This window comes from Velazquezella soli, assembly GCF_977018685.1.
On record NZ_CDRNXF010000004.1, the window covers coordinates 2,916,279 to 2,937,025 of the forward strand.

Consider the following 20,747-nt stretch of genomic DNA (forward strand, 5'->3'; position numbering starts at 1 on the left):
TCCTATCCTTCTCCATTAAGCCTTGTTCTGCCTGAACGACGATCTCCACATCATCTTCGCCGCCCGCCGCATCTGGCGAACGAGCTCCGTCTCGCGGTCGCGAAAGAAGCGCTGATGCTTGACGTCGGACACCCGTGCCGATGGCAGCATCGGAAAGGTCACGACGGAGATTTCCCAAAGATCCGCCTCGAGAATGCGCCGCACCCCCGTCTTGGCGTCGGTGCGGGCCCGTACGGTTCGAAAGCCGATCGAGAGCCCGTCCAGCGCACCGGATTTCATCAGCGCCAGCACTTCCCGCGATCGGGCGACGCCTGGCGACAGTACGCCCTCGACGAACAGCCCGCGACCATCCTCGCGGATCGTCTTCCAGGCGCCGATCGGCTCGTTCGGGTCGTGCTGGTAAAGCATGCGCACGCCGGTTGCGCCGCGTTCGACAAGCGAGGAGAGAAACGCCCCCCGTTCGATCCGGTCACGACCGAGATCGACCTCGCCGAACACGCTGGCATAACCGGAAAACGTGCCGTCGCCGGCAATGCCGGCCAGTTCCAGATTGGCGAATTTGCGCACATTCGGGCGCATGGGCGGGCATTGCCCGCGGTCAGCGTGCATCGGGATCTCCTGCAATGTCACTGAACCTGTCGAACCCATCCGCCCGCGGCGGAAGGAGGTCGTCGCCGTCGGGAGCGCCTTACTCCCTGCGGCGCCCGTATCGCTCGGCTAAGCGCGACAGCGCGCCCAGCACCCACCAGGCCGAAAGGCTGGCGGCAGCCGATCCCGCCAGCAAGGTCTCCGGCTCGGGAAGCTCACCGCTGATCCCCAACCGTGCCATCAGCCAAAGCCCGGCCGGCCCGCCGAAGATCAGTCCGCAGGCCACCCCGGTCAGAAACCGGCTCGCCGCCTCGTGCCCGCTTTTCGGCAGGAGATAGACCAGCGAAACGCCCGCACCCGCCACCGCACCTGCGGTCCGCGCAGCCCACACGCCAAGCGTTCCCGGATCGTGCCCAAGGTCAGCCATCGTTAAACTTTCTGGGTTATGTTGAGAGTGTCAGCCGGAAAGCGGATCTCCATCCGCAACCGCCAAGGCCTCGCGCATCTTCACGCGCCACATGAGGCCTTCAGGTTTTCATCAATCCCCTGAATCACTTGCGAGACCGCGTTGACGAGTTGAGTCAGGGGTTTGAGAAGTTGAGTCTCTCAGTTTCCTTCATCTGCCGGTCCGTCCGCTAAGAGATCGGGTGGCAGTTGTCGGCCGTGTCGGATGTGGGAAACGGAGATGATCCCCTTCTCCATCCTGTAGTCGATGACATATTCGCCGGACACGAAACGGCGCCTTCCTTCCAGCGCCTCAATCGGGCTCCCGGCTTGCGGATAGTCCAGCAAGAGCCGCATCGATCCCCGCAACTGCCGCAGCACCGCTTCGGCGGCGCGCGGATTGAAACGCTCCAGATACCGCTGCTCGCTTCTCAGAAAGAGCGCCGCATCCTTGGAGAGCCTGATCCGCATCAGGCGGCGTCGCTCTTCTTCTCGTCGAGCACCTCCGCGAAGAACTCCTCCGCATCGACGAATTCGCCGCGCGCAATTTGTTCCTCGCCCTTGCGGATCTGCAGGATGTCATTCCCCTCCGCCATCAGATAATATTTCAACGCCCGGACAATCACCCAGCTTCTGCTGCGATCGGATGTCTCGGCGATCTTCTCGATATCGTCGAGAATGTCCTGCGGCACGCGCAAGGTGATCGGGTCCGAGAGAACGGGCTTTTCGGCCTTCTTGTCAGAGTTGGCGTCTGCCATGACGATCTCCATCTGTAATACACCGTATTACAAATTACACCTTGCGCCGCGATCGGGCAATCACGCCGAATAACCCACCGCCTCGCGCTTCTCGTCCTCGGTCAGGAAGGCTGCAGCACCGATCCGCGCCCACAGCGCCTCACGCTCGGCCGAGAGACCTGCCACCCCGTCGAGATCCGGTTCCAGCCGAAGTCCCTCCCCGAGCGTATCCGAAAGCCAGGCGGAAAAGCTTGCGGCCGTTCGGGCAATCAACGGCAGCACCGTGAGCCGGTAAAGGGCGCGGTTGGCCTCCTGGTAGTTGGCATAGGTATTGTCACCGGGAATGCCGATCAGCATTGGCGGCACGCCGAGCGCCAGCGCAATGTCGCGGGCAGCACCGTTCTTCGCCTCGATGAAATCCATGTCCTTCGGCGAAAGCCCCATCGCCTTCCAGTCCAGCCCGCCTTCCAGAAGCAGCGGCCGGCCGGCATTTACCGCCCCCGAATAGCCCGCCTCCAGTTCGTCCTTCAGCCGCTGATACTGATCCGCGGAAAGATTGCCGCCGTCCTTCGGCTGGTAGACCAGCGCGCCGGACGGTCTTGCGGAATTGTCGAGCAGCGCCTTGTTCCAGCCCGCCGCCGCATTGGAAAGGTCGAGCGCTGCGCCAGCCGCCACCAGCGGCGACAGGCCACAATGGTCGTCGAGCGGGTGAAACAGCTTCAGGTGCAGCAGCCCCGGCCCGTCACGATCGACGGCAAGCCGCCGTGTCACCTGCCCGGCGCGATAATCATAGGCCGCAATCCAGCCGTCGCGCCCCTCGACGACGCTCACCCGGTCCGGCCGCAGCAAATGCAGTTCCCGCAGGTCGCCGCCAAGCGCCAGCGGCTCCACATAGGCATTGCCGGACAAAAGCAGATGCCCGTACAGCGCCTCGAAGAAATCCGGCCCGCTCTGGCGCCCGTTCGGACGTGCCAGAAGCGCCAGCGCCGGATGATCGGCTGCCTCGCTCGTCCCCCGATAGGCAAGCCACGGCACGGCGGCGGCAGCTTCGGCCACCATCCGCATGGCCCGATAGGCGATCGGGTTCTTCATGAACCCGGCCTTTGCCAGAGCCGCATAGGACCGCCCGGACCAGTGCGCCGCGCCATCGCCAGATACGATCGCAAAGCCCGACGATAGCCCCGACGTCGCCTTGGTTTCCTGAGGCGGCGCGATGCGGGAAAGCCCAGGAAGCCGGAATGGAAATCTCATCATCGCATCCTTCACTCGATCCGGGATCACTTCACCCTCAACCAGCCCTCAACCAGCCCTCAGGCCGCCATCGCCGCATCGTCCCGCAGCGCTGCCGCGAACGCTTTCGCGTACCCCGCCACCTGCGCCGCCCGGTCATTGCCATTGATGATTTTTCGCGCCCCGACCCAGTCCGATTTCCCAGGGCCGAAATAATCGCCGAGCTTGCGGCCGGTGAAACTGCCGGCCCGCATGCCCTCGATCAGGATTTTTACTGCCACATCCATCTCCATGGCGCGGTGAGGTGCCGTGACCAGATCGATCCCTGTCAGCGCCGACATTTTCTGGTAGTTGCGCCTGTGGGTCAGTTGCACGAGCCCGCGCCCCAGCCAGGTGCGGCCATCGGCATCGTAACGCCAGTACGGCGTCTTCACCGTCCGCAGCCGGCCGGCGCTGTAAGCGCTTTCCAGCCGCACCACCGCAAGCTGATCGGTCTTGGCCAGCGTTTCGCGCACCGGCTGCATCGTCGCTGCCGTCTCGTGAAACGCGGTCGCCAGCGCATAGGCAAGCGCCGCGGGGCCTTCGATGGGGTTGCGCGCCTCCCATGCCTCCAAAACAGCAGCCAACCCGGCCACCTGACCACTTGCCAACCGCCCGCTGAACGGGTTCCTGCGCACGTGATCGAAGAAAAAACTGCGCTCGTATCCCATGTTAATCCTACCCCTTTACCGCGTTCGAAGGTTTCAATCGGTTTAGAAAAAACTAAATCGTTTTAGTCTGTTAGTGACGATTTACTTCGGAGTAAGGATGTGGAACCAATCCAACCATGCGACGTTCATAGGGGCGCACCACCATGATGGTGCAGCGCACAATCCGGAGATCATGATGATGCAGCAGACCGCCCAGACAGCCGCCACGAAATCGGTGCCGCAGCACGTCCTCGAGCGCATGGAATCCGAATGGAAGCAGATGCGCGACAGCGCTCCGGCTGTGCCGGCTAAAAGCTGAATTGCAACTGTTGGCAGTAGCCAACTGTCAGATATAGAACGCTTGAGCGGCCCTGTCCGGGCCGCTTTTCGTTGCGCGGTTCACCAGAAGCGCCACACCGGGCCTAGGCTCAAATCCCCCTGACGCGCGGCTCGCCCAGGCCGTCCAAAACAAGCGCCGTCAACGCCCAGACCAGCGCATCCAGCCGGTCCGGCGAGCGTCCCGATGACAGTCCGTTGGGACCGAAATCGCACATCTGGTCCTCCAGCTCCGCAAACCGTCCCGCATGCACCACCCGTCCCTGCTCGTAGAGGGCTGCGACCGGTTCTGCGCGGGCAAACTTTCCGCGGGATGCATGCACCACCGTCACCGGCAGGTTGGCGTCGATGCTTTTCAGCATCGCCGGCACCATGTCGCCGCCCTGGTTGCCCTCGGCCACGACGCGGTCGGCCGAAAACCGCGAATACGCCTTCACCACGGCCTTTGCCCAGCCGCCCGGCGTCTGGCCGGTCACCGAACAATCGGCCAGCACCACGGCCCGGCCAGGCGAACCTTCGCTTGCCTCGACACCCGCCACGACAATGCCGCAGCAGGAGTTTTCACCGGATCCCGAGGGCGGATCGACCGCCACCACGATTCGCCGCAGAACCCCGGTAAACCGCGTCACGCAGGCCTCGAGGTCGGTGCGCTTCCACAGCGCGTCGTCGCGATCCTCGATCAGCTCGCCGCCGAGTTCCTGGCGCCCGAGCCGCGTCCCGCCATAGCGTCGCTCCAGCGCCGCGATAAAGCCCGGTGCCAGATTGCCGGCGTTACCGGCTGTGGAGATCTTGATCAGCCGCGTGCCGGGGTCGGCAATCAGTTGCTTCAGCACCGGCACCGGTCGCGGCGTGGTCGTCACCAGTTGGCGCGGATCGAGTCCCAGCCGCAGGCCGAACTGCAGCATGTCGAACGTTTCCTGCGCATGCTTCCATTTGCCGATCTCCCACGACAGGGCTTTGTGTGCACTGCCCCTGACGCTTTGTTTACCCCTACGCGCTAGACTGCGCAGCAAGACGGAAAAGCCATGCAAGCGAAACCTAAAGCATACTCCTACATACGAATTTCATCGGCTGGACAGTTTGCTGGTGATGGTTTGAACCGTCAGTTGCGACAGGCAAAAGCCTACGCTGACGAGCACGGACTAGATCTCGATGAACAACTGAAAGACGTTGGATCGGGCTACCACGGCAAGCACGTAAAGTTTGGCGCACTCGGCGGTTTTCTCGATCTCGTCAAACGCGGTGAAGTCGCTAAAGGCTCGTTCCTAATAGTCGAAAGCCTTGACCGCTTATCTCGCGAAGCAGTCATTGATGCCCAGTTGCAACTTCTCAATTTGCTTAAAGCTGGCGTGACGGTCGTAACGCTGATCGACGGCAACGTTTACAGCGAAGGCAAGGATTTCACGCAACTCATAATCTCGCTTACGATCATGAGCCGCGCCCACGAAGAAAGCGCCACAAAGTCGTTTCGCGCAAAAGATCGAATCCGCAAAAAGAAGATCGATGCGTTAGCGGGTAAGCCGATCTACAATAAAAACATTGCTGGATGGATCGACCAGATACGTGTCGGTGACAGTTCCGAATGGCGGTACGAGATCAATAGCCATGGGCCAACCATTCAACGGATTTTCGATCTAATCGAATCTGGCGTTGGCACCCACAAAGCGGCTCGCATTCTCAATCTCGAAAACACCCCTGTCCTTCGTCGCGGCATCAATCCGAAACAGCAATGGCGTGATGCTGCGATAACGCGGATCATCAAAGACGAGACCTGTATCGGCACGCTAACGCTTTACGAGGAGATTGACGGCAAGCGCGTTGTAATGGGCGAACCGATCCGCAACTACTATCCCGCCGTAATCTCGGAAGAACAGTATTGGCGCGTCCAACGCAATCGGCCAGATCACCCGCTGGTTGGCCGAAAGGGCGAACGCTTCGCAAACTTGTTCGCGAGGTCAACCGTTTGCAGTTCGTGTGGTGGCCGTCTCAAAATGTACTACGGCGGCTCAACCAACAACCGCCACTCCTATTTTGGCTGCATGAGAGCACGAACCCACGGCACTGGATGCGCGGCAGGCTCAAGAATGTTTCGCTACAATGCCTTGGAAGCAGCGATCCTAGACCACGTTTCCGAGTTCCAACTTGATGCCTTGCGTGGTGCTGTACCTCACAACACCAGCCGCAATCAGCTTTTGGCCGCCATCGAGAATGACGAGAACGCGCTGGCTGATTTGGAACGGCGCAGAGCAAACTTGCTGGATATGGCTGAACTAGCCGATGATCGCGACGAACGCGTTCAAATAAGAGAGCGCCTGTTTGAAATTCGCAGAGCGGTACAGGACACAACAGCCCATTTGAAGGACGCGCAGAAGCAAGCCCAACAACTCGAAGAACAGTCCAACGCGCTACAAGGGGTCAGCCAAACGATCGCCACTGAACGGGCCAATTGGGACAGCGACGACAATCTCGCTGTCTATCAGAGCCGTGCACTGGTTTCCCAATCGCTGCTAAAGTTCATCACTGCCGTTCAGGTCGATTTCCAGTCACAGCATGCCCTCGTCTACGTTGCCGGATACAGCCGCATTTACCAGTTCAATGCCCAAGGCGAACTCGTAATGGCGCTTAACAGCATGAGCCTACCATTCGCGGAGATTGAACAGGTCATGCGTGCCGACAATGCCGACGAAGCCACTATAACGCGGGCTAGACAAGCGCACGATAAAATCCGGGCGGCTGGTTAAGCCGTCTGGGCTAGCAATGCTGTAGCGCGTGCAGCACCAAACAGGCTCGTAAGCAGCGCAAGTAGCCACGCGAACAATTCACTATCCGAGGCCATTGTGACGGCAAGCAGGAATTGCTTGCGAAGCTTCAACGGTGAAGCCGTCATTGATGTGACATCAAACTCTTCCGCTTCGTCATCCGTCAAACGTTCCCACAGTGTTGCCACCTGATACGTGTACGGCATCGGCGGTGCTGGAACATATGGATGGATGATATATGATCCTTCATTATCAACGAGCCACTGCCTCACTGCCGGTCCCAAACCATACGGATCGGTTGGGTTGGATGCGTACATGATCTGCTGCACACCATAATTGGTGTTGATCGTAATCAAGCACTGATAGTGATCCGCAAAGTTTGTAGCGTGAACCTCATCGACACTGATCAATGTGGTTGGGATATATTCGCCTGCTACGACTTCAATCTTTCCTGCAATATCGTCCATTAACTAGTCCTTTGGTACAAATAAATGTCACTTGAAGTGCGTCCGCATGATCTCCAACCACCTGACAATTGAGCGCCGCCAGTGTTGAGCGTGTAGTTGTAGGTGTTGCCGTTATCGATATAGACGGATGCCAAACTGCGTCTCACAACCTGACCACCTGTTGAGACGGCAACAAAACTGCCGATTGGTAGGTTCGTCTCTGTGTTCGATGAACTGCCCGACACTTCCGCAGCCGTGAATGACAATGCGTGAGTGTGTGACGTTCCCGAAACGCTGTTGCTGGTTGAGTTTGTAATGCTGGATGGCGTGCCCATCGTGATCGTACGGTTTGCACCTAATGTGCCGCCACCAGTAAGACCATCGCCCGCTGCAACGCTGGTTGTGTTGCGAGCCGGGACATAATTGAGGAAGCCTTCGATATCCGCAGTGTTCAGCGAGATCGAGTGTGTGTGGCTGGTTGTCGATACAGCGTTCGTTGTCGAGCCAGTCAAGCCACCCGGAGTGCCAAGTGTGAGAGTGCGTGAGGCGCCAATTGTGCCGCCACCCGACATACCATTTCCGGCCACAATGCTGTTCGCGGCGTTTGCAGCGGTATAGCCAAGGAAGCCGTTGATATCAGCTGATGTAAGCGAAATTTCGTGAGTGTGTGATGTGGCCGAAACACTGTTCGTGCTTGTGTTTGTAACCGTGCCGGGAGTGCCAAGCGTTAGCGTGCGAGATGCCGCATATGTGCCGCCACCCGACATACCATTTCCAGCAACAATGCTGTTCGTGGAGTTCGCTGGAACGTAACCAATTCGACCGTTCACATAGTTGGTTGTGAAATTGTCGTTGGTTAGAACTTGAGCGCCATTGATGTAAGCGTTCGTCGTGTCCATTTCGAACTGCATGAACGTTGTCCATGTAGTCACACCATCGGCCTGCTTCTGGAAATAAACGTTGTTGGCGTTGACCGCCATCTTCGTATTGTAAGAACCAGCAGTCGTGTCCGTCATTACGATTTCGGGAGCACTATTCGACATGGTGAGATTGCCCGTTGTCGAGAACGATGCGTTATCACGAAACAGACGAGCAACTTCGTAGCCATCGACGGTATCAGCATCCAAACCAGTGCCGGGACCATCATTCAATGGGTGCCAGTATTCGACGTTATTGCGAACAACCTTCGAGGTTTCGTCAACACCAAGACCGAACGGAATGTAAAGCGTAGCGCCGACGCCAGCTGTTCGAACGATGATCTCGTTGTTGTCGATAATTAGGTTTGTGCCGGTATCTGGACCGACTTGAAACGCGTGTGCTGTCGATACGTTCGATGCGTCATTTGTCGCAAGCAAACGAATTCGGTTTGCAGTCAGCATGTCCATACCGTCATACGAACCCGTAATAACAGCATTCGGAATTGCACCGCTTGCAAGCGCAGATGCATTTAAGTTCGTAAGCGCAGCCCCATTTCCGGCAAATGTGCCGCCAGTAAACGAACCAGCCGTAACGTTGCCTGTGTACTTGACGCCAGCGCCGGACTCGACACGGAAAGCTGACCCGTCATAGACAACTTCCGTAAACTGCCCAACGGCAATATCACCGGCAACCAATGCAGTGCCGTCACGACGCAGAATGCTTTTTGCACCAAGCGAACTGATGTTGAGCGTCATTGCGCCGGTATTGGCAATATTTGGATAGAATGCCCAGCGAGCACCCTTTTCATAGGCTGTGATTGCCTGTTCTGGAGTAAGAACAAGCGCCGTGGCCGTTCCCGTAGATGTGTAAAACGCGTTGATACGGCGATACGAGCGAACGCTTGCGCCGACAAGATTTCGAAGACTTGGATGCAGCGTATTTGGCGCAGCGCCAGTCGGGAAACCATTAGGTGCCGGTGCCGTGTTGGCCGAATCCTGTTCTTTCCATGTACTTGCAGAGAAATCTGCCATTCGTCACCACCTTATTATTCTTGTTATTGGGTGATCGGGTCGTTGCCCGTACCTCATATTTATCGCGGTTAGCGGTTTCTTTGTTCGTATCCTGCCGCCTGCAGATATTCGTTGATTGCCACTCGCATGCTTGGATCGTTCGTCGCACGCCCCATCTCGACCAGCTTGTCAACGTGCGTGGTCAAGCCACCCTTTTTGATGCCCGTTTTGGGAACCTCTGATAGCCATTCACGAGTTGCTGGATTTGTCAGCATCTTGGCTTGGTAGCCCTTACTGACAGCGTTGATGCCTTTAACGGCGGCAGCACCAGCAAGGGCTTTCCAACCGACGCCACCGACGACAGCCGCTGCTAGCAAACTGTCGCGAGTGAACTCGCCTTTGACGGCACGATGATTTTCGGTGTTGCTGTGGTTGGCCTTGCTGCCGTAGTTTTTCAGTGTCTCGGCTGCACGCGCAATCGTTTCCATCTGATCGCGTTCGGCTGAACCAATCGGACCCCAAATCTCATCTTTTGCTTCTGGTGCAAACTGGCGGAAATTGCGAACGTAAGTCGAACCACTAACAGTGCCAGATTTGTCCGATGCAACGCGCAACAGCGTCGTACCCTTCACTCGATCCCAAACCTCGTCACCGCCCTCTTGGACGATCTGACCTTTGAGATTGCGAATGCGCTCTGCGCCCGCTTTGGATTTGCCCATGAGGAAGTCGTAAGCGTTATCGGCGTTCTTGTTTAAAAGTGCTGACGGATCGGAGCCACGACCAAAGCCGGTATCGACATCCTTGTGCGTCTTGTAAAAGTCATCGGCAGCCTTCCACGCGGTGAAAGCCTCGTCGCTTGTCGTGCGTGCCGTTGCTCCCATATCCTCGCTGAGAGCAGTTCTCAGGGCGTTTAGGTGCGTTTTGAGCGTGGGGTTTAGGGAACGATCGCTGGTCAATGCGCCAAGCGATGTCCGTGCCTCTTTTATGGTTTCGAACGTAGCGCCGTTGTCCAAGTCCTTTACGACCGCTTCGGCGTGTTTGATCGCCTCGTTCAACTGCGGGCCTTCTGTCAGCTTTGCACTGTTGCTGAGGCTCTTTTTCGCCTCGCGTAGACCGGCAAGAACCTTGCGGCTGCTATCACCGACCGCTGCGCTGTTGCCAGTCAACTCACCGACCTTGCCGTAACGTTCGTTTGCCTTCGTGACCTGGGCCTGTCGAACCTTATCGGCTTGATCGATCAACGCTTGGCTTAATTCCGCTTTGCTGGTTGGACGAGCAGCGGGATTGGTGTTTGCTGCCATACGTTCTGCAAGTGTGGAAATCGAGTTCTCGACCGCATCTTTCGAAGCTGACTGCGCAGCCTGAATACGGTTGCTGGTAGGAGAAAGAGCCTGTTCACGCAAAGCAGCGCGTTCCGAACCTGCCACCATACCAACTGTAGGATTTTCAATTCCGATAGCCTGTAGGTCTTCCGTGCGCTGACGCACCAAAGCCGGTTCATCTGCCTCACCGATGATCAACTTCTTGAGTGGAGCAAAGCCACGCGAGGCTTGCGGTGCTGCTTCAATCGCTTCATCAGCAACAACGGCAGGTGCAGCGGCATTGCCCCCAAACTTCGTTCCGCCGAAGCCCATAGTACCGGCAAATTCCAATGCGCGGCCGATGCCCTCTTGTGAGGTCGGATCAACCTTACCGGCCATTGCATCACCCGGAAGCATAAACGAACGTTTGATCGCGCCGAGCAAGCCAGCATCGCTGTCAAACGACTTGTTACCGGCTGCATCAACGGAGAACGGCAGAATCGATCCCTGATAGGACTGATCCTCTTTCTTAGCCGCAACGGCCTTGGCCGGTGCTTCTTCCGGTGGAGCATCCCAATCTAAGTCCCATGGGTTGTTGCCCTTCTTTTTCTTCTCGTCGGCTGCTTCAACAGCCCAATTCTCTTCCCACGGATTAGCCAAGCAAACCTCCACCGCCATTGCCCAGCATACGAGCCAGCAACATGCGCTTTTTCAATTCTTCCATTTGATCTGATGCACCGACGCCGCCAGATTGCATGACTGCCGACTGTGCCGGAGTAATCTCGATTGGAGCGGAAGCACCTGCGCGGCGCGCTTGCCCCATTTGTGCGGTCTGCTGCGCTTGTTGGTTCTGGGCCTGCGTCTGCTGCTCCAGCATCTTCGACATATTGCCGAAAACGTTGATGCCCTTGTTCACATCCATGCCCAGAATTTTGTCCGGCATCTTACCGAAACCAAGTTTTTCCGAGACCGACAAGTCAGGCGCAGCGGTTGCCACTTGTGCCGCGCTCGTTGCAGGATTGTTTGGAGTGGCCTTTGCCTGTGCCATAGCAAGGGGAGCGATGCTGGCGCTGGATGGACTGGCCTTCGCGATCTCATCCGGCGACAAACCCATGACCTCACCAGCCCATGACAAGCGATTGTCGAAACCGTGACCGGCTGTTGGGTTCTTCTGTGACCAACCCGATGGACGTTCGAACGAAATCATCGCAGCGGTTGCGCCGTGAACGTCTTTGGCATTCATCAACTGATTGTAAGCGTAACGTTCCGACCCAGCGCCGTTCTTACCGCCCTCGCCGTTCATCTCGTGCATTACGAAATCAAGCTGAGTGTCCAAGTTGTTGTAGTTGTCGCCGCCGAACGCTCGTAGGTTTCGAGCGCGTGCACCGTTCCACTGCCCGATACCGATACTGTCTGAACCATCGCTACCGTCACCAGCGTTTCGTGCGCCGGTGTTGAAGGTGCTTTCCTGCATCAAGTTGCCGACGACGCCTGCCGCTTGATGTGGTGCGAGTTTGTATTTGTCCTGAAAATACTGATACGCATACAGCGCATTGCTGTTCAATGATGGCTTAGCCAATATTCACCTCGTCCCGTTAATCGGGCTTCTAATTAGTTATCGAGACGCGCTTAAAGCGAGTCCTCCCAATTTTTTGAATCGTTTGGATTGCCACCTCTGTAACGAACAGTTCGACCATCATCTGTTTTTCGTAACTCACCAACTTTCGGCCACGGAAGCCTCTTTGGTTCGTAGTCTTTTGGTTCGGTGATGATCTTCGATGGATCGAGATTTTGCGCTGTTGCGATGTCTCGGAATTGTGTGTTGAGTTCGCCCATCTTACCCGCTTCCTTCGCGTAAAGGTCTTTGGACGCGCTAACGAATTCCTTGCGCTGATCTCCGGTCAAACGCTCACCGTTGAGCAGTTTGTTGTAAAGGTTGGAAACGTAGGTTGGGATACCCGACGCATTTTCCGCTGTCGCAAATTCGCCTTCGCGAACAACCGAACCCGGATCAAGCATCTTCATGTAGCCGTAGATGACGCCAAGGTCGCCAGCACCGGAATCGCGCTGCGAACCCGACTGGATACGGTCGTAAGATGCGCGGACGTTATCGTAACGCTTGTAGATCGGGCTGCTCGTGTACTCCTTGCGGATATCCTGCTCTGTACCAAACACCTTGCTCTTACGTGCAGCGGCATCATCAAGCGCCTTCTGTTCTTGCGGCGTAACGTATTCGGGATTTTGCTGATCGAAACGGTATTCACGCTGGCCGTCTGTGAGACGTTCGCTTTCCTGACCCGCGACCTTTGCAGCTTCGCTGGAACGTAGACCCTCGTTGTAGCCGGGAGCAGCCGTGTATTTTCCACCATCCCAAACCATGCCGTTCTTCGCCATCTCGTTGTCGAGTTGGTTCATCTGAGCAAACACTGGGCGTGCATCGTCACCCTGATTCAATTGCATCAGTCCGGTGTAGAGTTTTTCAAACTTGTTACGCTGCGCATTGATCGTGCCAGCGAGATCGGAAGTAGGTTCAGCCGAACCGGACCCCGAAGGCATTAGAGCAGACGTTCCAGCTTCACCGCTGTTGCCAAACAAGCCCGAAATCAACTGCTTCTGCTGCGCTGCGGCTTCCTGCTTTGCCTTCGCTTGCCCAACCAGCGCACGCTTGTACTCGTTGTCTACCTGATCTTTTCCGTAGTTCGCATAGGCCTGCCCGCCAACAGCCAGCCCCTTGCCCATGTTACCAAGGAAACTAGAAGCGCCGGGGTCAGTACTTGGACCACCAGCAGCCATCATACCAGCACCGCCATTCAGCAAGAAGTGGCCTAGTGCCTCGCGCTTCGATGGATCACTACCGAACATTCCCGACAAGAACGGTGTTTGTTCGTCTGACGCTGGTGCCACGCCAAGCGGCTTGATATTGTCCTGTGGTTGCGCCGATGGCTCTGGGATGACCCCGTTGCCACCTTCGACACGCTTTCGGAAAAGATCTAGAAAGTCGATAAGCATTTAGATTGCCTCCATGAGTGGGGTCACGAGAACGAACTTGACGCCGTCCACCTCTGCCACTGCCTCCGGCAACACTTCTTCGACTTCCTGCGCGACTGGACCGACATAAACAGTCTGCTCCGGGTCGTGCTTGTAGGTGAATTCGTACATCGGGATTGTAGCGCCATCTGTTGTCGGCAGCTTGCCAACCTGACGGATGATTGTCTTCGCACGCGCATCGCAGAACAAAGCAAGAGCGCCGAGAGCGGACGAAATACCGCCCATGATCTGACTGCCAGTGTTCGAATATACCGGCGTCGTCGTGTTCGAATATCCGCCGCCATTTAGCAGGTTCGCAAAGTTTCCAAGGTTCGTAAGCGGCTGCTGTTGAGCCTGTTCGTAACGCTGGATCGTGTTGTTGAGAATGTCCTGATTTCGACCGTCTTGGCTCTGGCCGAGTTGAAGCAAGGACTGATAAGGCAGCATACCGTTCTGGTAGTTCTGACCAGCCATTGCAGCACCAGCAAGCGACAAGTTATTCTGCGCATTCTGATTGCCGTTCAGTGAGTTTGCAGCATCGGCCTTCAAGCCAGCATTGGTGAATTGGTTCGCGACGCCCTGCTGATACATGTCGTTCTGCAAACCAAGACCGGCCATCTGATAATTGCGGTCGGTATTGTACTGGCTGTTAGCTGCATTCGCCGCGTCCAACCGCTGACCATTCTGCGCAAGCGCCTGACTGCTAAGTTGGCCGTTGGCGTTAAGCATCAAACTTGTCTGATCGTTGCGAAGTCCCTGCTGAGTTGCCGACTGGTTGCCCAGCTGATTGGCAGCGTTCAAGCGCAGTCCTGTTAGATCGTTGTTCATGCCCTGCTGAGCGATGGACTGACTACCTAGTTGACCGGCACCGTTTAGCAGAATGTTTGACCCATCATTGCGCAAGCCCTGTTGGGTGTTATTGAGATCACCGTAGAGTTGCGTACCGTTCAAACGCTGCGACTGTTGCGAATTGGAAGTGCCAGCCAGAGCCGAATTCGCATTCAACTGGTTGGAAACGTCGCTGTTGTAGAAGTTGCCGTACTGACTGTTAGCGCCGAGCATGTTGGAAACGTCAGTGTTGTACTGGTTCGCATACATGTCGGTGGCGGTTTTCGTCATGGCGTCTGCGGCTGCTGACTGCGCATTGTTCAGCTGCGAAGCAAAAGCGTTCGATCCGAGACGACCAGCACCAGCAGCACCGCCCATGATCTGTGGGTTCGTTACGTTCGCAAGTTGGTCCGCGATCTTCTGCGTAGCGTTGGTAACGGACTGATCGAGATAAGCGTTCTTCCCAATGTTAGCGCCCGAAGCCGTGGCCTGTAGATTGGCCAATGCAGGATTGTTCGCGGAGGCAAGACCATTCGCCTGTTGCGTTTGCAAGCCGGTTGCGGCGTTCGTGAAATTGTTGGAGTTTGCGGCCTGTTGTATAGCTGGATTTGCGTAATTCGCATTCACGCCCTGCATTGCGTTTTGTGTGGCTGCAACGCCCGGATTTGTGTAGGAACTGGCAATCGTGCCAGCCGCATTCTGTGTCGCAGCCAGACCCGGATTGGTGTAGTTGTTGGTAAGTGAACCAGCGAGGCCAGCGGTGTTCTTAAGCGATGGATCGCTATAGTTCATACCCGCGTTGATTGTTCCGCTTCCCGGTGCCTGACCGTTCTTTGAACCATTGGCAATACCGTTGACGGTGTTCGCTGCTGGATTCGAGCCGACATTCACGCCGCCTAGTAGCGACTGCAATGCGTTGTTTCCGGTCTGGCTGATAGCCGAGCCGTTTGCGATATTGTTGGCAGTCTGCGAAGCCTGACCTAGAATATTGGAGTTGGCAGCGTTGCTCGCATAATTATAAGTGCCAGTCTGACCAGCCTTCGTTGCCGCCGATTGATCCGCAACGGTTGAACCGCTCCACTGCGCAGGTGCGCCAGCTGCAATCAAGTCGTTGTACTGCTTGTAAACGTCAGTCAAATATGGCTTTGCGCCATCCCAGGGTTCGACTTTTGTTGTTTGTTCTTTTGGTGCTCCACCCATCGATTAGATTTCCTTAAAGTATACGAAGGCATCTCCGTCTTGTTGAACTGCTTTGAAACCGACGCGTGCTAGTGCATTGCGCCATGTGCTTCGCCCAATTGCGAGAAACCCATCGCAACCTTTTTGTTTTGCGTACTCTTCAATGATTGGGTACGACGCGAGTGTTTCTCGTAAAGCCCGGCCCTTTTGACCGCCAACCATGTACGCGCAACAAACGTCTTTACCGTCCCACTTCGTCAGCGCAGTTACGCAAGCGACGTTGTTCGCGGTCCACATTTGGTAGTCTCTTTCGACAAGGCCTTTTAAAAGATCCTTAATCGATGTTTCATCATTGGAATACGCGAGTGCTTCTATCAGCCATGGTAGACAACGCTCAATCTCACTGTGAAATTTGTCTGCGTTGTCTATCTTCCTGACTGCCATTACACTCCGATAATTGAATAGGTGTACGTTCGATTTGTTGTTGTTGCGTTTGCGTGGTTGACGGTAAATTGACCATCTCCCGGCACAACCCATGTAGTCGCTACCGCTGCTGCCGCATTTGCTGTCATTGCTGTGAGACTGATCGCGCTGTTTGGATTGACTTTGTTGTTAGACACAACTGTGGTCGTCGCACTTGCGTTTAGCGTCACAGTTCCCGTTGTATTCCAGATTGAACGTACGATTTGTTCCAGTGCAATTCGGAGCGTTCGTTCGTCGGTGAGGTTGTTTGGTAACTGCATTTATTTACCTCCATCCTGCACTTTGAGCGTCGATTTGAAGGCCCATTGCCTTTGTCCAATCGCTGCTAAGTCGAAGACGAAAGCGGTGATATCGGTCGGTTACACGGAAGTAAGCAAAGCCCGTGTGCAGATGCAGTTGCTTGCGGGGAACGTAAGTGATGTCGTCATTCGACAACGTGCGCGAACCAATCGATACGCTTGCACCACCACCGCCATCAAAGACGGCGCGTACAGCTTTAATCGTGGCTTTATCCGAATTGCCTTGCTCGGCCTGACGCAGGATATCGGCGTAGTACATCTCGCCGGTCTCAATAGTCGCCGGGAGCGTATCGCCAGAGAAAACCCAAACCGATCCGTTCTTCTTCATGCCCCAAAGCATCGCGTTGCCGCCTGCCCATATCGGGCTATCGAACGACGCTGGAACGTTCTCTACCGATCCGAACACATCGAGTGCTTCAATTGTCCAAGGGAGCGAGAGAGCGTTGAAAACGAAATCCGCTGTGGCGTCGGCATGGCTGAAACTACCAGTCTGGTAGTTGTAGATCAGCAATTTATCTGGGGTGCCATCTTCGGCGTCTGTGCTGACGTACGACCAGTAAACGAGTTTCTTGCGTGGATCGGCCGCGACAGTCATCCAACTGTACTGTCCGGTATCAACCGATGCCAAAAAGGTCTCATCGATCTGACCAGCGCCAATCGCTTCGGTCTGTCCGGTGTTACCGTTCATGCGGTAAAAGCCGTCATTCGCTAGAAAATACGTAAAGCCTTCGATTGGCTCTGACACGCTTTGTGGAACGGTGCAGCCTTTGGAAAATGGAATCGGATCGAAACGGAACCAGTATGGGTAGTCGATGAAGGTCATCTTCACGACTGCCTTCTCCATAATGATCCAACCAGCTTCGCCACCAACGATTGCTTGAATTGCCCCGTAACCAGCAATGTCCTGAAAGTCAGCGCCAGTCGTTTGCGAGAAGTCCCACGACAAAGGCAATCCAATTCCAGACCAGCGCACGCGAAATGGCATTGCGCCGTCGAGCGCGTCGAACGTATTGCCGACAACCACAAAGTCTTTGACCGTGGCGATATGACGGGCTTTTACCAGCGTCGTCGCGTTGGCGAATTGGGTATCGACGTTCTTGTCGATCCATTGGAGTTCATTGGAATAGTTGGTGAAAAAGACGTTGCCGTTGTACTCGGTGTTTTCCCAACGTTCACCTTCGGCTGTCGTATAGGCCCCGGAACGGCTGATGTTCTGCCAGTTCGATGTCGCCGGATTGATCTTGCAAAGCTGAGTGGTGTTACCGGCGTAGACCTTGGCAACGCCTAGTTTGTCCTTGCCCACGGCTGTGCCAAGCGGACGGCTAGGCATGCTGGCAGTCGCGTAATAGGCCTTAGCCGCATAAACGGGTTCGTACGCAATTGCGCCGCGCTGAGTGCCAGGTGCAGGTGAGACGTTATAGGCAACGGTGACGCCGGGATTTTGATAATCCGGCATGTCAGGAAGCCACGGACCAAAGGTGCTATCAAGCAGCATATGGATTACCTCCGTTCAGGATAATCGTGTTGCCGCTCTGCGTGCGCGTCCTGTGGTCGAGTGCTACTAGGGCAAGTGCTTCTTCAAGCGACTGCTTTTCGCGTGCCTCTGCGTCTGCGTTCTGACGCCAGCGATAAGCGCGTGCCAAGGATGCGTGCAGATAGACAGCGGGGAATTTCGTTAGAAGCCAGTTCGTGCTTACCGTGTCGGATAGTGCGACTGGACGAGCAAAATAGGTCAGTTCGACTTTGCGCGATTTCGTGCTGGCCGGAACGAAAACGAGTTTATCGCCAGAATGGAAATAGCCGACTTCCCCCGCATAGAGTTCGGACCCGTACACGGAGACGAGTTTCGGGATAACGCCATCGACGCGTATCGTGCGGATTTCGTTGCTGTTGTCGGGAATGGAAATTGCATTATTGGAAGTTGTCAACGTGACCGTGGTTTCGGCTTTGTAATGCTTTAGGCGCGGAAACACATCGCTCTCTGCAAGCGCGATAAACGTCGCAAGCGGATCGCTTGGAGCAATCTCGGGAGAGAAGTCCACGATAGCCGCTTGTAGGTCGTCGAAATTTAAAAGTGCCATCGTTACACCTTCAAATTCGTAGTGCGGAGATATTTGTTGTCAGGATCGTTGAGGAAACGCTTGAACGCGTCTCGATCCTCAGTGACGCCTTTGGCGTGCAAATCCCAATACAACTGCGCTGGAAGTTCTGCTTGGTGGACGAGATCGCTCAAGCGTCCAGACCTATTGAAATTTGCTTCCGCGGCCTTGTTGTCGGAGACGATTTGATCGACCGGCACAACGTGCTCGATCATGATAAAAACGCCGTCTGTATGCCACCAAATTTGCGTACCGTCGGGCTTAGTCTGGTAAAGAATTCTTTTGTCCAAAGCGCACCATTACTGTTTTTATTATTGGGTGCAGTGGGGGCTTAAAGCCCCCACCATAGTCAATTATGCGCTGCGCTGAACGTCAGCGATCTTCGCGTTGCCCTTCTCGTTTTTGCAAACGAGCGATACAACGGTGTTGAGCAACTTGCGCTGATAAGAACCACCAGCTGGTAGATCCTTCTGCTTGAAGCCCTGCAACACAGCCAGTTCCCAAAGGTCTGGATCGTATGCAATTACGGTACGGTCACGGACGCGGTCGTGGTACATAACTTCGTAGATACCAAAGTCGCCTTCGATGATCGAAACAGTGTTCGTTACCTTGCGATCCTTCGTTTCCATGTTGCGAACTGCATCGCCAGACATGCGGGAGATCGCACGCTTGAGGTTAGCCGGAACGATGATCTTCGATGGCTTGCCACCCGCAACGTGAGAAAACTGCAACGTGTCGAGCAGAAGTTCCTCAGTTAGATCACGCAACGTGCCGTCTTTTGGTGCAGCAACAAGGTGCGTCGCTTCATCGAAGCCGCCCTTTGTACCGGTAGCGCCGTGCGATTCCGCTGTAGAAATCCAAGATTCCATACCAGCAAACAGGCCACCTTGGACCATTTCGACGCCCGGGCGACTTGGGTTGTTGCCAACAATCGCAGTCTCGATGTCTAGCTTGATTGCGCTGCCTTCGAGGCCTAGTTTGTAGCCGAGTTCCTGCTTGTAGCCGATTGTGTCAACGGCGTTAGCAATGTCGGAAACGTTTACAACGCCCTGAAATTCCTGAACGTAGTTGTTGATGCGCTTTGGCGAAGAAAGAACGCTGTCAGTGCTGTTCGCACCTTCTGGAACTGTATTAAGCGCGTTCGATGGACGAATCTCGTCCGATAGCCATTCTACCTTGCGGTTGGCAACTGAACGCTTCTTCAGCGAAGAGTAAAGTGGGGTTGCGGTTGGGTCGATGTTGTTGATAACACCATCAACGTCTTCGGCAATGTTTTTGCCGGAGTAACTTGTGTATGCGGCCATTTTTGGCTTCTCCTTATAGTAGTTTGCTGAGTGCGATTGCGGCATCATCTAGTGAGCCGGTTCGCTTTGCCTTTTGAACGTCGCTTGAAACTCCGTTGCTGGATTGCTTGTGCGACTTTGTCGAAGTGCCGGGCGCTGTTAGCGGCGGCTTCTTGTTAAAGTGCGGGACGACCTTAGCAACTTGCTTTTTACGCTGTTCCGACTGGAACAGACGATACATTGCGCGGAAATGACGAGGATCATCGATCAGGTTAATTTCGTCTGCGGTGTAACCGAGATCACTGATCATAAACTTGCCGACTTCAATCAACAGACCATCGCCTGTCTTTCCATCTGCAAACTCTGGATGCCATTCGTTCAACTGATCTCTTGCAGCGACTTGCCTTAGAGTCAGTTGTTCGGCGTCTGCTTTTTCCTTCTGCGCAATAAAGCCAGAATGTTCAGCGTGTAGCGCACGGATTGCACCCTGCTGACGTTCGAATCGTTTTTGTTGAAGAAGATACTCATGCGGATCATCTGCTAACAGTTGTTCGCTTGGTGCTTCTGCCAACTCTACAGCCCTGCTGATCTGATATGCCATCAAATCAATTTTCTGTAGTGCTTCTGCACGAACCAGACTAATGTCCTGCTGCTGCACCTGATACGTCTTCAAATGCTGCTTTAGTTCTTGAGTCTTGCGCGTGTAGTCGGACTGGCGCATGTAGCCTTCACGAATTTCTCTAAGAGACTTTTTTTCACCCTGTACGTCTACGAGTGTGTCGTCGCTTAGTTCATCCGTTTCCGGTTCAGTTGTTTTGTCCTGCGTCTCAGTTTCTTCATCTTCTGTGGTTTCGGAGTCCGTTTCGGATTGTTCCTCTACCTCATCTGTGGCTTCATCAACTTCGACGTTTGAAACCTCTTCGGTTTCGTGATCAGCATCTACTTTTTCGGTTGTTCCATTGTCGGAGTCCAAAAGTTGTTCGATGTGTGTTGCCGCGTCTGCTACGGACAAACCAGTTCCCATGTCGGGATTGTTGGTCGATTCCATTATTATTTACTCGCGTTAATCGGATATGTTATTTATTTCCGCG

At 55.3% G+C, this 20,747-nt stretch carries 22 protein-coding genes; 2 read left to right on the forward strand and 20 right to left on the reverse strand.

What is annotated here, in order from left to right; all coding sequences use genetic code 11:
* Positions 1-15: 15 nt before the first annotated feature.
* The 6 genes from AC0JZ8_RS17740 to AC0JZ8_RS17765 form a co-directional block, all read right to left on the reverse strand.
* Positions 16-609 carry an HK97 family phage prohead protease gene (locus tag AC0JZ8_RS17740; protein ID WP_471893059.1) on the reverse strand — a complete coding sequence of 198 codons (594 nt, stop codon included), beginning with the start codon at positions 607-609 and terminating at the stop codon, positions 16-18.
* 79 nt (positions 610-688) lie between these two features.
* A complete protein-coding gene (locus tag AC0JZ8_RS17745; RefSeq protein ID WP_062453454.1) occupies positions 689-1,015 on the reverse strand; it encodes a DUF6107 family protein in 327 nt (108 codons plus the stop codon).
* A gap of 179 nt (positions 1,016-1,194) precedes the next feature.
* The gene (locus AC0JZ8_RS17750; protein ID WP_471893060.1) at positions 1,195-1,503 is read right to left on the reverse strand and encodes a type II toxin-antitoxin system RelE/ParE family toxin; all 309 of its coding nucleotides are present in this window, start codon (positions 1,501-1,503) and stop codon (positions 1,195-1,197) included.
* Positions 1,503-1,790 (reverse strand): CopG family ribbon-helix-helix protein, encoded by a 288-nt coding sequence (locus tag AC0JZ8_RS17755; RefSeq protein ID WP_184654789.1) that lies wholly within the window; start codon positions 1,788-1,790, stop codon positions 1,503-1,505. Before AC0JZ8_RS17755 ends, AC0JZ8_RS17750 begins: the two co-directional genes overlap by 1 nt.
* A 60-nt stretch (positions 1,791-1,850) precedes the next feature.
* Positions 1,851-3,020 (reverse strand): phage portal protein, encoded by a 1,170-nt coding sequence (locus AC0JZ8_RS17760; protein WP_471893061.1) that lies wholly within the window; start codon positions 3,018-3,020, stop codon positions 1,851-1,853.
* Positions 3,021-3,079: 59 nt separating this feature from the next.
* Positions 3,080-3,709: a hypothetical protein gene (locus tag AC0JZ8_RS17765; RefSeq protein ID WP_180215423.1), complete on the reverse strand. Its 630-nt coding sequence runs from the start codon at positions 3,707-3,709 to the stop codon at positions 3,080-3,082.
* Positions 3,710-3,806: 97 nt separating this feature from the next.
* Between AC0JZ8_RS17765 and AC0JZ8_RS17770 the strand changes: the two genes are divergently transcribed.
* On the forward strand, positions 3,807-4,007 hold the full coding sequence (locus tag AC0JZ8_RS17770) for a hypothetical protein (protein ID WP_062453459.1): 201 nt from the start codon (positions 3,807-3,809) through the stop codon (positions 4,005-4,007).
* Positions 4,008-4,116: 109 nt separating this feature from the next.
* Here the strand turns inward: AC0JZ8_RS17770 and AC0JZ8_RS17775 are convergent, their stop codons facing one another.
* Entirely contained in the window at positions 4,117-5,055 is a 939-nt protein-coding gene (locus AC0JZ8_RS17775; RefSeq protein WP_471893062.1) for a phage terminase large subunit family protein, read from the reverse strand.
* On the opposite strand from AC0JZ8_RS17775, the gene AC0JZ8_RS17780 reads away from it, so the two are divergent.
* Positions 5,050-6,765 carry a recombinase family protein gene (locus tag AC0JZ8_RS17780; RefSeq protein WP_471893063.1) on the forward strand — a complete coding sequence of 572 codons (1,716 nt, stop codon included), beginning with the start codon at positions 5,050-5,052 and terminating at the stop codon, positions 6,763-6,765. The two genes, AC0JZ8_RS17775 and AC0JZ8_RS17780, sit on opposite strands and share 6 nt — an antisense overlap.
* Here the strand turns inward: AC0JZ8_RS17780 and AC0JZ8_RS17785 are convergent.
* From AC0JZ8_RS17785 to AC0JZ8_RS17845, 13 genes are all read right to left on the reverse strand, one after another.
* Positions 6,762-7,250 (reverse strand): hypothetical protein, encoded by a 489-nt coding sequence (locus AC0JZ8_RS17785; protein ID WP_471893064.1) that lies wholly within the window; start codon positions 7,248-7,250, stop codon positions 6,762-6,764. The genes AC0JZ8_RS17780 and AC0JZ8_RS17785 overlap by 4 nt on opposite strands.
* Entirely contained in the window at positions 7,250-9,178 is a 1,929-nt protein-coding gene (locus AC0JZ8_RS17790; RefSeq protein ID WP_471893065.1) for a beta strand repeat-containing protein, read from the reverse strand. The genes AC0JZ8_RS17785 and AC0JZ8_RS17790 overlap by 1 nt, the downstream gene beginning before the upstream one ends.
* A 68-nt stretch (positions 9,179-9,246) precedes the next feature.
* A complete protein-coding gene (locus AC0JZ8_RS17795; RefSeq protein WP_471893066.1) occupies positions 9,247-11,118 on the reverse strand; it encodes a hypothetical protein in 1,872 nt (623 codons plus the stop codon).
* Complete coding sequence (locus tag AC0JZ8_RS17800; RefSeq protein ID WP_471893067.1) at positions 11,111-12,037, reverse strand: phage tail tip lysozyme; 927 nt, start codon at positions 12,035-12,037, stop codon at positions 11,111-11,113. The genes AC0JZ8_RS17795 and AC0JZ8_RS17800 overlap by 8 nt, the downstream gene beginning before the upstream one ends.
* Positions 12,038-12,087: 50 nt before the next feature.
* Entirely contained in the window at positions 12,088-13,467 is a 1,380-nt protein-coding gene (locus AC0JZ8_RS17805) for a hypothetical protein (protein ID WP_471893068.1), read from the reverse strand.
* Entirely contained in the window at positions 13,468-15,513 is a 2,046-nt protein-coding gene (locus tag AC0JZ8_RS17810) for a tail fiber domain-containing protein (RefSeq protein WP_471893069.1), read from the reverse strand.
* Between the two features lie 3 nt (positions 15,514-15,516).
* Positions 15,517-15,936, reverse strand: a complete 420-nt coding sequence (locus AC0JZ8_RS17815) for a hypothetical protein (protein WP_471893070.1) — start codon at positions 15,934-15,936, stop codon at positions 15,517-15,519.
* The gene (locus tag AC0JZ8_RS17820) at positions 15,936-16,235 is read right to left on the reverse strand and encodes a hypothetical protein (protein WP_471893071.1); all 300 of its coding nucleotides are present in this window, start codon (positions 16,233-16,235) and stop codon (positions 15,936-15,938) included. Before AC0JZ8_RS17820 ends, AC0JZ8_RS17815 begins: the two co-directional genes overlap by 1 nt.
* A gap of 4 nt (positions 16,236-16,239) precedes the next feature.
* The gene (locus AC0JZ8_RS17825) at positions 16,240-17,769 is read right to left on the reverse strand and encodes a hypothetical protein (protein ID WP_471893072.1); all 1,530 of its coding nucleotides are present in this window, start codon (positions 17,767-17,769) and stop codon (positions 16,240-16,242) included.
* Positions 17,759-18,355 carry a phage adaptor protein gene (locus tag AC0JZ8_RS17830; RefSeq protein WP_471893073.1) on the reverse strand — a complete coding sequence of 199 codons (597 nt, stop codon included), beginning with the start codon at positions 18,353-18,355 and terminating at the stop codon, positions 17,759-17,761. Before AC0JZ8_RS17830 ends, AC0JZ8_RS17825 begins: the two co-directional genes overlap by 11 nt.
* Before the next feature lie 2 nt (positions 18,356-18,357).
* Positions 18,358-18,588, reverse strand: a complete 231-nt coding sequence (locus AC0JZ8_RS17835) for a hypothetical protein (protein ID WP_471893074.1) — start codon at positions 18,586-18,588, stop codon at positions 18,358-18,360.
* Positions 18,589-18,726: 138 nt separating this feature from the next.
* Positions 18,727-19,677 (reverse strand): SU10 major capsid protein, encoded by a 951-nt coding sequence (locus tag AC0JZ8_RS17840; protein WP_471893075.1) that lies wholly within the window; start codon positions 19,675-19,677, stop codon positions 18,727-18,729.
* A 13-nt stretch (positions 19,678-19,690) separates the two neighbouring features.
* Entirely contained in the window at positions 19,691-20,704 is a 1,014-nt protein-coding gene (locus AC0JZ8_RS17845; RefSeq protein WP_471893076.1) for a hypothetical protein, read from the reverse strand.
* Positions 20,705-20,747: the final 43 nt, after the last annotated feature.

Coding starts and splice junctions, on each gene's coding strand:
- AC0JZ8_RS17740 (WP_471893059.1), bottom strand. CDS start 609: ATGCACGCTGACCGCGGGCAATGCCCGCCCATGCGCCCGAATGTGCGC.
- AC0JZ8_RS17745 (WP_062453454.1), bottom strand. CDS start 1,015: ATGGCTGACCTTGGGCACGATCCGGGAACGCTTGGCGTGTGGGCTGCG.
- AC0JZ8_RS17750 (WP_471893060.1), bottom strand. CDS start 1,503: ATGCGGATCAGGCTCTCCAAGGATGCGGCGCTCTTTCTGAGAAGCGAG.
- AC0JZ8_RS17755 (WP_184654789.1), bottom strand. CDS start 1,790: ATGGCAGACGCCAACTCTGACAAGAAGGCCGAAAAGCCCGTTCTCTCG.
- AC0JZ8_RS17760 (WP_471893061.1), bottom strand. CDS start 3,020: ATGAGATTTCCATTCCGGCTTCCTGGGCTTTCCCGCATCGCGCCGCCT.
- AC0JZ8_RS17765 (WP_180215423.1), bottom strand. CDS start 3,709: ATGGGATACGAGCGCAGTTTTTTCTTCGATCACGTGCGCAGGAACCCG.
- AC0JZ8_RS17770 (WP_062453459.1), top strand. CDS start 3,807: ATGTGGAACCAATCCAACCATGCGACGTTCATAGGGGCGCACCACCAT.
- AC0JZ8_RS17780 (WP_471893063.1), top strand. CDS start 5,050: ATGCAAGCGAAACCTAAAGCATACTCCTACATACGAATTTCATCGGCT.
- AC0JZ8_RS17785 (WP_471893064.1), bottom strand. CDS start 7,250: ATGGACGATATTGCAGGAAAGATTGAAGTCGTAGCAGGCGAATATATC.
- AC0JZ8_RS17790 (WP_471893065.1), bottom strand. CDS start 9,178: ATGGCAGATTTCTCTGCAAGTACATGGAAAGAACAGGATTCGGCCAAC.
- AC0JZ8_RS17805 (WP_471893068.1), bottom strand. CDS start 13,467: ATGCTTATCGACTTTCTAGATCTTTTCCGAAAGCGTGTCGAAGGTGGC.
- AC0JZ8_RS17810 (WP_471893069.1), bottom strand. CDS start 15,513: ATGGGTGGAGCACCAAAAGAACAAACAACAAAAGTCGAACCCTGGGAT.
- AC0JZ8_RS17815 (WP_471893070.1), bottom strand. CDS start 15,936: ATGGCAGTCAGGAAGATAGACAACGCAGACAAATTTCACAGTGAGATT.
- AC0JZ8_RS17820 (WP_471893071.1), bottom strand. CDS start 16,235: ATGCAGTTACCAAACAACCTCACCGACGAACGAACGCTCCGAATTGCA.
- AC0JZ8_RS17825 (WP_471893072.1), bottom strand. CDS start 17,769: ATGCTGCTTGATAGCACCTTTGGTCCGTGGCTTCCTGACATGCCGGAT.
- AC0JZ8_RS17830 (WP_471893073.1), bottom strand. CDS start 18,355: ATGGCACTTTTAAATTTCGACGACCTACAAGCGGCTATCGTGGACTTC.
- AC0JZ8_RS17835 (WP_471893074.1), bottom strand. CDS start 18,588: ATGATCGAGCACGTTGTGCCGGTCGATCAAATCGTCTCCGACAACAAG.
- AC0JZ8_RS17840 (WP_471893075.1), bottom strand. CDS start 19,677: ATGGCCGCATACACAAGTTACTCCGGCAAAAACATTGCCGAAGACGTT.
- AC0JZ8_RS17845 (WP_471893076.1), bottom strand. CDS start 20,704: ATGGAATCGACCAACAATCCCGACATGGGAACTGGTTTGTCCGTAGCA.